General features: G+C 47.3%; 15 protein-coding genes, 1 tRNA gene and 2 other RNA genes. 10 read left to right on the top strand and 8 right to left on the bottom strand.

Going from position 1 to position 12,229, the window contains the following annotated elements; all coding sequences use genetic code 11:
* Nucleotides 1-142: 142 nt before the first annotated feature.
* From GHC22_RS14665 to GHC22_RS14655, 3 genes are all read right to left on the bottom strand, one after another.
* A non-coding RNA gene (locus tag GHC22_RS14665) (RtT sRNA) lies at nucleotides 143-279 on the bottom strand.
* Nucleotides 280-323: 44 nt separating this feature from the next.
* A non-coding RNA gene (locus GHC22_RS14660) (RtT sRNA) lies at nucleotides 324-459 on the bottom strand.
* A gap of 44 nt (nucleotides 460-503) precedes the next feature.
* Nucleotides 504-591, bottom strand: a tRNA-Ser gene (locus GHC22_RS14655).
* A 236-nt stretch (nucleotides 592-827) separates the two neighbouring features.
* On the opposite strand from GHC22_RS14655, the gene ghrA reads away from it, so the two are divergent.
* The 4 genes from ghrA (at nucleotide 828) to GHC22_RS14635 (ending at nucleotide 3,875) form a co-directional block, all read left to right on the top strand.
* Nucleotides 828-1,766, top strand: coding sequence for a glyoxylate/hydroxypyruvate reductase GhrA (gene ghrA, locus GHC22_RS14650; RefSeq protein ID WP_032942943.1), 939 nt, complete (start codon nucleotides 828-830; stop codon nucleotides 1,764-1,766).
* A gap of 209 nt (nucleotides 1,767-1,975) precedes the next feature.
* Nucleotides 1,976-2,713, top strand: a complete 738-nt coding sequence (locus tag GHC22_RS14645) for a phosphatase (RefSeq protein WP_008784332.1) — start codon at nucleotides 1,976-1,978, stop codon at nucleotides 2,711-2,713.
* A 23-nt stretch (nucleotides 2,714-2,736) separates the two neighbouring features.
* On the top strand, nucleotides 2,737-3,291 hold the full coding sequence (locus tag GHC22_RS14640; RefSeq protein ID WP_003832084.1) for a molecular chaperone: 555 nt from the start codon (nucleotides 2,737-2,739) through the stop codon (nucleotides 3,289-3,291).
* Between the two features lie 101 nt (nucleotides 3,292-3,392).
* Entirely contained in the window at nucleotides 3,393-3,875 is a 483-nt protein-coding gene (locus GHC22_RS14635; RefSeq protein WP_032934412.1) for a DUF1097 domain-containing protein, read from the top strand.
* A gap of 46 nt (nucleotides 3,876-3,921) precedes the next feature.
* On the opposite strand, the gene csgG is transcribed toward GHC22_RS14635, so the two are convergent.
* From csgG to csgD, 4 genes are read right to left on the bottom strand one after another with little or no spacing between them, the layout of a single operon-like run.
* Nucleotides 3,922-4,755 (bottom strand): curli production assembly/transport protein CsgG, encoded by an 834-nt coding sequence (gene csgG / locus GHC22_RS14630; protein ID WP_153753366.1) that lies wholly within the window; start codon nucleotides 4,753-4,755, stop codon nucleotides 3,922-3,924.
* Between the two features lie 25 nt (nucleotides 4,756-4,780).
* The gene (gene csgF, locus GHC22_RS14625; RefSeq protein ID WP_003832089.1) at nucleotides 4,781-5,194 is read right to left on the bottom strand and encodes a curli production assembly/transport protein CsgF; all 414 of its coding nucleotides are present in this window, start codon (nucleotides 5,192-5,194) and stop codon (nucleotides 4,781-4,783) included.
* 25 nt (nucleotides 5,195-5,219) lie between these two features.
* Nucleotides 5,220-5,618: a curli production assembly/transport protein CsgE gene (gene csgE, locus GHC22_RS14620; protein WP_008784336.1), complete on the bottom strand. Its 399-nt coding sequence runs from the start codon at nucleotides 5,616-5,618 to the stop codon at nucleotides 5,220-5,222.
* 4 nt (nucleotides 5,619-5,622) lie between these two features.
* Nucleotides 5,623-6,273 carry a biofilm master transcriptional regulator CsgD gene (gene csgD, locus GHC22_RS14615; protein WP_003832092.1) on the bottom strand — a complete coding sequence of 217 codons (651 nt, stop codon included), beginning with the start codon at nucleotides 6,271-6,273 and terminating at the stop codon, nucleotides 5,623-5,625.
* Nucleotides 6,274-7,033: 760 nt separating this feature from the next.
* On the opposite strand from csgD, the gene csgB reads away from it, so the two are divergent.
* From csgB to GHC22_RS14585, 6 genes are all read left to right on the top strand, one after another.
* A complete protein-coding gene (gene csgB / locus GHC22_RS14610; RefSeq protein WP_032941802.1) occupies nucleotides 7,034-7,489 on the top strand; it encodes a curli minor subunit CsgB in 456 nt (151 codons plus the stop codon).
* Between the two features lie 40 nt (nucleotides 7,490-7,529).
* Nucleotides 7,530-7,979 (top strand): curli major subunit CsgA, encoded by a 450-nt coding sequence (gene csgA / locus GHC22_RS14605; RefSeq protein WP_008784338.1) that lies wholly within the window; start codon nucleotides 7,530-7,532, stop codon nucleotides 7,977-7,979.
* A gap of 60 nt (nucleotides 7,980-8,039) precedes the next feature.
* Nucleotides 8,040-8,372, top strand: coding sequence for a curli assembly chaperone CsgC (gene csgC / locus GHC22_RS14600; protein WP_020996502.1), 333 nt, complete (start codon nucleotides 8,040-8,042; stop codon nucleotides 8,370-8,372).
* 150 nt (nucleotides 8,373-8,522) lie between these two features.
* Entirely contained in the window at nucleotides 8,523-8,843 is a 321-nt protein-coding gene (locus tag GHC22_RS14595; RefSeq protein WP_100272659.1) for a type 1 fimbrial protein, read from the top strand.
* A 100-nt stretch (nucleotides 8,844-8,943) separates the two neighbouring features.
* Nucleotides 8,944-9,486, top strand: a complete 543-nt coding sequence (gene ymdB, locus GHC22_RS14590; protein WP_003832103.1) for an O-acetyl-ADP-ribose deacetylase — start codon at nucleotides 8,944-8,946, stop codon at nucleotides 9,484-9,486.
* Nucleotides 9,419-10,909, top strand: a complete 1,491-nt coding sequence (locus GHC22_RS14585; RefSeq protein WP_370458776.1) for a phospholipase D family protein — start codon at nucleotides 9,419-9,421, stop codon at nucleotides 10,907-10,909. The genes ymdB and GHC22_RS14585 overlap by 68 nt, the downstream gene beginning before the upstream one ends.
* Before the next feature lie 19 nt (nucleotides 10,910-10,928).
* On the opposite strand, the gene mdoC is transcribed toward GHC22_RS14585, so the two are convergent.
* On the bottom strand, nucleotides 10,929-12,089 hold the full coding sequence (gene mdoC, locus GHC22_RS14580; RefSeq protein ID WP_032942947.1) for a glucans biosynthesis protein MdoC: 1,161 nt from the start codon (nucleotides 12,087-12,089) through the stop codon (nucleotides 10,929-10,931).
* Nucleotides 12,090-12,229 lie beyond the last annotated feature (140 nt).

Below are 12,229 nucleotides of genomic sequence, written 5' to 3'. Positions count from 1 at the left end.
AGTACTCCGTCTTCAAGGCCCGGGAAACCGGGCTTTGTTGTTTGACGCCAGTACATGACCGGTCGGGGCTTCTCATCCCCCCCGTAGATGTGCAACATGCGAAAAAAAAGCCCGTACTTGCGTACGAGCTCTTCTTAAAATATGGCGGTGAGGGGGGGATTGACTCGCTTTGCTCGCCCTTCGGGCAGCCCACTCACTCCGTTCGCGGTCTGTCCAGCTGGCTGCGCCAGCAGTCGAACCCCGGTCGGGGTTTCTCATCCCCCCGCAGATGTGCAATATGTGAAAAAAAAGCCCGTACTTTCGTACGAGCTCTTCTTAAAATATGGCGGTGAGGGGGGATTGACTCGCTTTGCTCACCCTTCGGGCAGCCCACTCACTCCGTTCGCGGTCTGTCCAGCTGGCTGAGCCAGCAGTCGAACCCCGGTCGGGGTTTCTCATCCCCCCGCAGATGTGCAACATGCGAAAAAAAAGCCCGTACTTGCGTACGAGCTCTTCTTAAAATATGGCGGTGAGGGGGGGATTCGAACCCCCGATACGTTGCCGTATACACACTTTCCAGGCGTGCTCCTTCAGCCACTCGGACACCTCACCATATTGTTGTTCCTGTGCTACCGGAACGGGCGCTAATGTAGGGGAAACACCGCCCCGCCGTCAATCAACTTTTTGAAAAAAATGTGCATTTACACAAACTTCAAGCAACATGGAGCATAAATAAGCGGGAATTGTTTTTTTTGCCAGCATCCTAAAATTTGCTACTCTGATGTTCCCTCGAAAAATGATGATAATAAGTGCGAGAAAGTTCCGCACAACAATGTTCAGGAGACAATATGGATATAATTTTCTATCACCCAACATTCGATACGACCTGGTGGATTAATGCGTTGGCAAAGGCAATACCTGGTGCGAACGTACGTGAGTGGAAAGCGGGTGATAATGCACATGCTGACTATGCGCTGGTCTGGCATCCGCCGGTTGAAATGCTCGCAGGACGAAAATTAAAAGCCGTATTTGCGCTGGGAGCGGGTGTCGATTCTATTCTCAGTAAACTCAATGCTCATCCGGAAATGTTGGATGCGTCGATCCCGCTTTTCCGTCTGGAAGATACGGGTATGGGCCTGCAAATGCAGGAATATGCTGTCAGTCAGGTGCTGCACTGGTTTCGTCGCTTTGATGATTATCAGGCATTGAAAAATCAGGCGAAATGGCAGCCGTTGTCAGAATATACTCGCGAGGAGTTTACCGTCGGGATCATGGGGGCTGGGGTATTGGGCGCAAAAGTAGCCGAAAGCCTGCAAGCATGGGGATTCCCACTGCGCTGCTGGAGTCGTACGCGTAAATCCTGGTCTGGCGTGGAAAGCTTCGCCGGTACTGAGGAACTGGGCGCATTTTTGAGTCAAACTCGCGTGCTGATCAACCTTCTGCCTAATACGGCAGAAACCGTAGGCATTATTAACGCTGATTTACTTAGCCAATTGCAGGATGGCGCCTACGTGCTGAACCTTGCACGCGGTGTTCATCTTAATGAAGACGATCTTCTGGCATCGCTGGAAAGCGGCAAGGTGAAGGGGGCCATGCTGGATGTTTATAGCCGTGAACCGCTGCCAGAAAACAGCCCATTATGGAAACATCCGCGTGTGGCGATGACGCCACATATTGCCGCAGTTACCCGTCCGGCAGAAGCGGTGGACTATATCTCCCGCACGATTATGAACCTGGAGAGCGGGCAAGTCGTAACAGGTCAGGTCAATCGCGTTCGGGGATATTGATGGTAACCCGGCAAGTACCGGGTTTCAGCTAAAATACCCGTCATACTTCAAGCTGCATGTGCGTTGGCTACGGTTGTTCACCTGAATCACCTACGTAAGTAAGTGATTCAGGTATCACTCCCTTGCCACCTGCCTGCGACTCGAATTTTAGGGTATTAATGGCGGCGATACCTGCTATCCTTGACGGAAAATGACTACAGGAGAGAGTTATGTATCCCGTTGACCTGCATATGCATACCGTCGCCAGCACCCACGCCTACAGCACCTTAAGTGATTACATCGCGGAAGCTCGTCGCAAAGGCATCAAGCTATTTGCCATTACCGATCATGGACCGGACATGGCGGATGCGCCTCACCACTGGCACTTTATCAATATGCGTATTTGGCCGCGTGTCGTGGATGGCGTGGGGATCCTGCGTGGAATAGAAGCCAATATTAAGAATATTGAAGGTGAAATTGACTGTTCAGGTCCGATGTTTACCTCCCTGGACCTCATTATTGCGGGCTTCCATGAGCCGGTTTTTGCACCTCACGATAAAGACACCAATACCCAGGCAATGATAGCTACGATGGCCAGCGGTAATGTGCACATCATAAGTCATCCGGGAAATCCCAAATATCCTGTTGATATTAAAGCAATTGCGCAGGCGGCGGCAAAGTACCAGGTTGCACTGGAAATCAATAACTCTTCGTTTTTGCATTCGCGTAAGGGCAGTGAGGATAATTGCCGTGCGGTTGCTGCGGCTGTGCGTGATGCTGGTGGCTGGGTGGCGTTAGGGTCGGATTCACATACCGCTTTCACGCTGGGAGAATTTGGCGAATGCCGTAAAATCCTGGATGATGTTAATTTCCCTGAAGACAGAATTTTAAACGTCACACCTAAACGTCTATTGGCGTTTCTGGAATCGCGAGGCATGGAGCCGATCGCGGAATTTGCTGAACTGTAATTGTTACTAACTGGAATATATCAATGAACGAGTTTTCTATCCTGTGTCGTGTACTGGGCTCGCTGTTTTACCGCCAACCGCAGGACCCTTTACTGGTTCCCCTGTTTACCCTGATTAGTGAAGGTAAACTGTCCGCCAACTGGCCGCTGGAACAGGACGAACTGCTCACCCGTTTACAGAAGAGCTGCGATATGCCCCAGTTGGCTGCAGATTACAACGCGCTGTTTGTCGGTGACGAGTGTGCAGTGCCGCCTTATCGTAGTGCCTGGGTAGAAGGGGCGAAAGAATCTGATGTTCGTGCATTTCTTTCAGCCCGGGGCATGCCGCTGGCTGATACACCGGCAGATCACATTGGTACGCTGTTGCTGGCGGCTTCATGGCTTGAGGACCAGTCTGCGGAAGATGAAAGTGAGGCGCTTGAAACCTTGTTTGTAGACTACTTGCTGCCCTGGTGCGGTACGTTCCTTGGTAAAGTTGAAGCGCACGCGAACACGCCTTTCTGGCGTACGATAGCACCGCTGACGCGTGATGCCATTGGTGCGATGTGGGACGAATTGCAGGAAGATACAGACGAATAAATGTGACGTACGTCACTTAAAAGTGCAACTCAATTTATAAGCTTGCATAAATTGTGTGCGCGATCTCATTACCATGCCGTTTTTCTGCTAAGATGCGCGGCATGAACATACTTCTCTCAATTGCAATCACAACGGGCATTCTCTCCGGGATCTGGGGATGGGTGGCCGTTTCTCTTGGTTTACTCAGTTGGGCTGGCTTTCTGGGTTGCACGGCTTATTTCGCCTGCCCGCAAGGTGGGTTAAAAGGACTGTGGATCTCGGCGTGTACGCTGCTAAGCGGTGTGGTGTGGGCGTTGGTGATTATTAACGGTAGTGCGCTTGCTCCGCATATGGACATTATTGGTTATGTCATGACAGGAATTGTCGCGTTTCTGATGTGTATCCAGGCAAAGCAATGGCTGCTTTCATTTGTACCGGGCACGTTCATTGGCGCATGTGCAACATTTGCAGGGCAGGGCGACTGGCGACTGGTTGTACCGTCACTGGCACTGGGCCTCGTATTCGGCTATGCAATGAAAAACAGTGGTCTGTGGCTGGCATCTCGCCGTGAAAATAGAATATCGTCGACGCTGACCAGTAAATAAAAAAGCGTGAGGGTTTTCCTCACGCTTTTTATGCTGTATAGACCCATCAGGATTCTGGCGGTACCGACATATGACGGTATTTAACCAGGATGTCATTATCAACTTGTTTCTTATCCTGCAAATCCCACAATCCGCGATCGATGCCGTCATTAATCAGGAAGATAACGCCCGTTTCAATCGCTGACATCAGACAAAGCATAACCGGTTCGTTAGAGGTGTAGCCAATTTCACCTTCCAACAGACGCTGGTAGTCAATAAAGCGGAACACCCCAGCCTGTACTTCATAAGACAGAATGGTTTTACTGGTATTCACTGACGACAGGATCTCACCGGTGCTGACGTTAACTACGCGCAGGTTTACCGCTATCTGGTCGAGCTGGTATTGCGTATCGGCGCCAATACCAAAATAACGTGCACCGACACCACCCGATTTAACGTTGCTTTCATAACCGATAATTGATCCTTCCACCATGATGTTTGCCGCGGTCAGGGACTGTAGCGGGATCCGGTTATTAATCGCAACCGTACCGTTTTCCTGAGCTGCACGAATGATTTTGCGTTCGTTAAGCAAGTTCTGTAACCCCTGACGTTCCAGTGGGATGAACCAACGAGAATCTTTCAATGCGGTGACAAGCATAGCCGTGGCGCTTTGCGGGACGGCGGTTGAGAAGTTACTTGCCGGGTAAGGTTTAAATTGGCCAGTCTCATCCTGAATGTTGTATACCGACACAAAGATCTTACCTGTAGGCATAGGCAGATGCGTCAAGTCTTTATAGCTTTGGGCTCGGGGCATTAATGTCGGCTTAGCGGCTTCTTGAGGCGGAGCTGTTAAACATCCGCTGAGTAAAATTACTGCCACCATGATAAGTAAACGCTGCATGATTATTTCCTTTCGTGGCTATAACTTAGAAGTCGGTCGACTGTGTTTGTAAACCCGACACTTCAATTGTCGAAGTTTTCCCCGATTTCCTGTCGGTGACATTCAATTGCAGTTGTCCGTCCCGGTTGGCGATATCAATGATAAAATCATTGGTCACCATTCTTCCTGGTTTACCGGTATTAATGTTGGTGAGTAGGCCACCGAGAATTTGTGACTGAATCGCCTGAGTAAAGTTATCCAGAGCTGACGGGGTTTCAATACCGTAATCGTCATAGCTTGGATCTTTATATGAGTTCTGGGCCTGGGCGCTGTTCAACAGAAAAGCACCATTATTCGGGTTGCCACCAAAGTTTGGGTTGCGAAACTGGAACGTCATGTTTCCGGCCCAACTTAATGGTGAAATTAGCATGAGCAAAACCACTGCATGTTTAACACGCATGAAAGCCTCCGGACAAAATCATGTTTTAGAATTCATCACGCGCTAAATCGCTAGTGCTTAATAGTGTTTGATCTATTTGCCGGCGATTTAATGCTTCCTCAGTTTGTGCCAATGCGAAGACTACAATTTTGTCGAAGTCTTTTTTCGTCGGAAATAAAAAAGTCTGGAAGATAACGTCCTGATTGACCGTTATGGTGATCCAACTTCCCCAACGCGCACTGGGTCTTTCATTAATGGTTAAGTTTCCTGTGTACTCGCTTTCCCACTTATCACTAAAGGCCCGATAAAAATCATGCCCGATTGAAGAGACAGTGTGGTCAGTTAACAGCCCGGGAACCTCCACCTCTACGGTTGTCGCTGCGTGCAGACTCCCGGCAGCAAAGAATAAATTTGCTGCCACAATCCAGGTCAAATACCGTTTCATGGCTTTATCGCCTGAGGTTATCATTGGCCCATGAGACCGCCTGCGTACGGTTTTTGACAGCTATCTTTTTGAAAAGATTATAAAGATGTGTTTTTACCGTATTTTCACTGATAAACAGTGAGCGAGCGATTTCAATATTTGAGGCGCCGATACGCAATTTATTAAGGATCTCTTTTTCACGGTGCGTCAGCAGTGCCGACTCCGTGCTGTTATAACGATAATTTCCAGAGTGCGTGATCAGATAACTGGCAAGTTTTTGCGTGAAGTAACATTCACCGCGCAAGATACCCTGCAAGCCGCTTACGACACGCTGCTCGTCTTCAGTTGCGTAAAAAACACCATTGATATGCGGCCAGTTTTCGATATCCCGATAAGGGTAATCATCAGGAGTATTCAACAATAACGTCTTTATATTGTTGTTTTTTCTACTCAAATTATCTTGCCAGTAATGGATCAGTTTTTTATCTGCCTCCATCATATCCAGTAAAACAATGCAGCTGGAGGATATATCATCCAGAGAACGTTGAATATTATGTAGTTTTCCGGTGAGTGCCAGTGATTGTTTTAAATGCTGTAATAATGCAGTTGCCTGCAAAGAAGGTTTTGTGATCAACAATAATGTATGACCATGAATACTATGGACTTCATTAAACATGATGAAACTCCACTTTTTAGTCGCACACCTGACAGCTGTCTCTACTAAAATAGAGGCACCAGAAGTACTGACAGATGTTGCACTGCTGTGTAGATATAAAATATCGACCCAAAGGGGTGAAAATATTAAAACAAATGGACTTCAACTGATTTCAATCTAGCTATTACAAATCTTAAAGCAAGTGTTAAATATGTAACAACTTGTAAAATTATATATTAAAATGTGATTTTATGGTTTTATTAGAGTTTAGATTTGATAGGAAAGTTGTACATTTTACCTTTGCTGCATAGATTTAAAAAATCATACAAATTATACTAACGCATTGATTTTAAATTAGTTAATTAATGGTTGTTGAGTTTTAGATTTCTAATGAATTCTAAAATCCTTGTCTCAATTTACGTTGGTCAATTTTAGATGGAAAAAAATGACCTTTGTCACGACTTGTACCGATGTCTATCTCGACGTTGTACTGAGAGGCCCTGATATCGTGCAAAATGCACTTTCTCAGTGACTGCATAGAAATTCATTACTGATAGCAAAATAAAAATAAAAGCCAGACCAGAAGCGGTGTTATTCACTGTTAATTAGTACTTTGGTGTGAATCCGGATATAAAAATACCACTCGCGGGTGAGTTATTTAAAATGTTTCCACGGACATACTCTTCATCGTAACGTGGCGTTAACAAATGTAAGTCATGTTAACAACAATTTGAGTGGTAATTAATTTAACTTCATGTACGACCAGGTCCAGGGTGACAACATGAAAAACAAGTTGTTATTTATGATGTTTACAATACTGGGAGTGCCTGGGATTGCATCCGCAACCAGTTATGATTTAGCTAATTCAGAATATAACTTTGCGGTAAATGAATTAAGTAAGTCTTCATTTAATCAGGCAGCCATTATTGGTCAGGTTGGTACTGCTAATAGTGCAAATACTCGCCAGGAGGGCACCAAGTTATTGTCGGTCATTTCGCAAGAAGGTTCAGGTAACCGGGCGAAAACAGACCAGACGGGATCAAATAACTTTGCATATATTGATCAAACGGGTAGCTCTAATGATGCGAGTATTAAACAAAGCTCTTACGGTAATACGGCGATGATTATCCAGAAAGGCTCTGGTAATAAAGCCAATATTACCCAGTACGGTACACAAAAAACAGCAGTTGTGGTGCAGAGACAGTCGCAAATGGCAATTCGCGTTACTCAACGCTAATCCATAAACGACGTTTAAATCAATCCGATGGGGGTTTACCATGAAACTTTTAAAAGTGGCAGCATTCGCAGCAATCGTAGTTTCTGGCAGTGCTCTGGCAGGTGTTGTTCCGCAATGGGGCGGTAATCATCATGGTGGCGGTAGCAACTATGGCCCAGACTCTTCAATGAGTATTTACCAATTTGGCTCTAGTAACGTTGCGAATGCGCTGCAAAGTGATGCACGTAAATCAGACGTGACTATCACACAACACGGACATGGTAACGGTGCGACTGTCGGCCAAGGTGCTGATGACAGTACCATTAGCCTGAAACAGACCGGCTTCCAGAACAGTGCTGATATCAATCAGTGGAATGCAAAAAATGCTGATATCAGCGTAACTCAGTTCGGTGGTCGTAACGGTGCTGTGGTTAATCAGACAGCGTCTGACTCCAATGTGCTGATTCAGCAGGTTGGTTATGGCAACAATGCTACAGCTAACCAGCACTAATTCAGTTTTCTGACTGATAATAAACAGGGCGAAAGCCCTGTTTTTTTTCGGGAGAATATTATGCACACGCTATTACTCATTGCCGCGTTGGCAAATCAAATAACATTCAATACAACTCAGCAAGGTGACATGTACACCATTATTCCTCAGGTGACATTAGCTCAACCGTGCGTATGTGAAGTGCAAGTCCTTGCCGTACGTAAAGGAAAGGGCGGACAAAGTCAGTCACAGCAGAAAACAAGCCTTTCGGTCCCTGCTAATCGGCCAATTGAATTAACAAAAATGAGCTTTAATATTTCACCGGAGGATTCGGTCAAAATTATCGTTACCGTTTCTGACGGGCAGTCTCTGCATCTGTCGCAACAATGGCCTGACTCAAACAGTCACCCATAATTTTTTGCCGGATTTGCATTAAGGGTGTGGCTGGGAGTGCAGTGCTGTTCTATGAATATAGAAACGAACAAACGTTTTATTTGATCGTAACTCGCAGCGGTGAAGGATCATTGCGATCCCTCAAGGATGATTAATCATTGAGGAACCCTTATGTGTACATTATTAAAGCGTATTTTAAATACCGGTTTGTGGGCTTTTTCTCTTTTAACCCTCCCCGCAATGGCGACGCAAATCTTACCCGGCGGGGTAATTCATTTTCGTGGTGCAATAGTTGAAGCACCTTGCGACGTTAACACTCGACAACAACAGATTGAATTGTCATGTATGCGTGATGGCACGATGAGTAATAGTCTCTACGACCTGCAACAGGTCACGACAGCGCCTCAGAGTGTGCAACAAATTGCCACGGTGAAAATGCATTACCTCAATGAACAGAAAAGCATGGCTATTCTGAATATTGAATATAAATGAATCATTCTGGCGTAGGTATGCACGCTTATGGCTAAAAAGTGAGATTTCAAGGAAAACCCTGCTGTACACTTAACGGAGAGTGTTTTGTCAGGGGGAACTTATGCAATCGCGTGTTCATGTGTTACAGGGCGACATTACGACGATCGCGGTAGATGTGATCGTCAATGCGGCCAACTCCTCGTTACTGGGAGGAGGTGGAGTCGATGGCGCGATTCATCGTGCTGCCGGGCCTGCGTTGTTGGAGGCCTGCAAACAGGTTATACAACAACAGGGAGAATGCCCGACCGGGCATGCCGTTATCACGCTGGCTGGCGCGCTTCCGGCAAAAGCAGTTATTCACACCGTAGGACCCGTCTGGCAAGGCGGTGATCACCACGAGGCTGAACGACTTGAAGAGGCCTATTTAAATACATTACAACTGGCCTTAGCCAATGGTTATCAATCCATTGCTTTTCCAGCTATAAGCACCGGAGCTTATGGTTACCCACGTGCTGCAGCGGCAGAGATCGCGGTGAAAACGGTGTTGAAATTTATCACCCGACGTACGCTACCTGATCAAATATACTTCGTGTGCTTTGATGAAGAAAACGCTCGACTATACAAGAGATTACTTACCCAACAAGGCGATGAACGCACGGACTGATATGACGCGACTTGAGCGTGCCATCACGCCGCTATGCGTAAACCACCCGGGAGAATGCGGCATTCTGACGTTGGATGACAGCCTGGATGCGTTTGCTGCTCGCTATCGGTTGACAGAAATGGCGGAACGTACCCTGGATGTTCAGTATTACATCTGGGAAAGCGACATGTCCGGGCTATTGTTATTTTCCGTTTTGCTGGCCGCAGCGAAGCGGGGCGTCCGGGTGCGTTTGTTGCTGGATGATAACAACACGCCAGGTCTGGATGACACGCTGCGTTTGCTGGACAATCACCCTAATATTGAAGTCCGCCTGTTTAATCCCTTTTCCTTTCGCATCCTGCGTGCCCTGGGCTATTTAACCGATTTTGCCCGGTTGAATCGACGTATGCACAACAAAAGTTATACCGCTGACGGCGTCGTAACTCTTGTGGGGGGGCGAAATATAGGCGATGCCTATTTTGGCGCAGGCGAACAACCACTGTTTTCCGATCTGGACGTTATGGCTATTGGACCGGTTGTCCAGGATGTTGCAGACGACTTTGAGCGTTACTGGCACAGCCGCTCGGTTTCAACATTGCAAAACGTACTTGAGGTGGCTGAACCAGCTTCTACGCAAAAAATCGAACTTCCCGAATCCTGGTATAATGATGACATCACGCGTCGCTATCTACATAAGCTGGAAACCAGCCAGTTTATGACCCATCTCGATCAGAGGTCGCTGCCGCTAATTTGGGCGAAAACGCGCTTGCTGAGTGATGATCCTGCAAAAGGAGAGGGGAAAGCGCCGCGCCACTCACTATTACCGCAGCGTTTGTTTGACGTGATGGGATCTCCCACCGAGCGTATTGATATTATTTCCGCCTACTTTGTACCAACTCGCGCCGGTGTGGCGCAGCTCCTGAGACTGGTGAGAAAAGGCGTTAAGATCGCAATTTTAACTAATTCTCTGGCGGCGAATGATGTCGCGGTTGTTCACGCAGGCTATGCGCGTTGGCGAAAAAAACTCCTGCGCTACGGCGTGGAGTTATACGAGCTCAAACCAACCCGCGATCGCGTTTCAGCAGTACACGACCGGGGATTAACCGGTAATTCAGGCTCCAGCCTGCATGCGAAAACCTTCAGTATTGACGGTCGTAAAGTGTTTATAGGATCGCTTAATTTTGATCCCCGTTCAACGTTGCTCAATACGGAAATGGGGTTTGTGATTGAGAGTGAAGTACTGGCTGAGTTGATTCATAAACGTTTTATGCAAAGCCAGCGTGACATGGCCTGGCAACTACGTCTTGACCGTTGGGGCAGAATCAACTGGGTTGATCGGCTTTCTGGCAGCGAACAGGTACTGAAAAAAGAACCCGCTACAGGATTCTGGAAGCGGGTTCTGGTGAGGCTTGCATCTGTGCTGCCCATTGAATGGTTGCTCTGAACCATTCAATGCAAGAAAACTAACCGGCAACCGCCTTGTTTTTATCCTGCTTAATGGGCGGTTTACCCGAAAAGAGAAACTTCAGCACAGGGATCCGTAAATGGATTTCGTACAGAATGACCGCAATTCCAACCACAAAAAGCAGACCGCAGAGAAAACCCAGCAGGTTCGACTTGATGTGCGGTGTGATATACGCGCCAAAAAACAGCGTTAGCGGGTGGTGCACCAAATAGATGAACAGCGACGCGTTGACAAAATAGGTCACGCGAGCCGACTGGAAATTCAGTAAACGGTGGCCAAGCGAGAAGACAACGTTCACCATCCATAGCCCCATGACCATGGTAATGACATATTCGGTTTCATACATCCAGGCATCGCCGTTGCCGTAACGCTGATTGAGCAGGTATGCGACAAATGCGAATGCGGCGCCTAACGTGCAGCCGCGCGATGGCGTGGTAAACAGTGCTTTCAGATTCGGATTGATAAACGCCAGCGCACCGAGCATAAAGAAAGGCACATAGAACAACGTTTGCATAACGATAAAATTAAACATGCCATCGCTGAGAATCGAAGGGTAGAGGATGAAAATCGTTCTTCTGACGGCGGCATAGCCGACACCCAACAATATAAAAATCAGCGTTAATTTGGTCATTGACACCCCCGATGCAGGGGTACCGTCTCCACGCGATAGTCTGTTTTTCATCTGGGTAAACACCCACATGCTCAGGGTCGTTAACACCACCAGAACCAGTAAAAACCACAGATGGGAAATCAGCTCCCAGGCCAGCGCATTGTATTTGTCATAGCCGCTGAGGGTATGCCAGCTGTCTGCTTTCCCTTTCACGTATTGCAGCATGATAAATTGCGGCAGCGTAAGCAGCGGAATCGCGGTCAGCATGGGGATCCCCACGCGTTCTACACGCACCTTCCACCAGCGTTTTAACGGATAGCGCAAAAAAAGCATGTAGGAAAAATAACCTGAAATGACAAAGAAGACCTGCATGCGAAATGCATGGATAAAGTCGTTAAAAAGGGTTAACCACCAAGACGGTTCTGCGCTGTTCACGTGCCAGGTGTGGGTGGAGTAGATCAATGAAATATGGAATGGGATCCCTAACAACATTAGCCAGGCACGGATGGAGTCAAGAAAATATTCACGTGGTGGTGATACAGAGCTCATAGACAGTTACGTATTCTCAGACTTTTCGTCTTATCCCTAAGACGAATAATGGTTACATTCGAGGGCAACCCTACACGAAGTCCAACAACCTGTCTCCAGGATAAGCACGCAAAGTGAAAACAGGCAGATGAACCTGCTTA

The organism is Citrobacter sp. H12-3-2 (assembly GCF_009649895.1).
Lineage (GTDB): Bacteria > Pseudomonadota > Gammaproteobacteria > Enterobacterales > Enterobacteriaceae > Citrobacter > Citrobacter portucalensis.
Note: the sequence above shows the minus strand (reverse complement) of the source record. Positions and strands in the feature narration are given on the sequence as shown.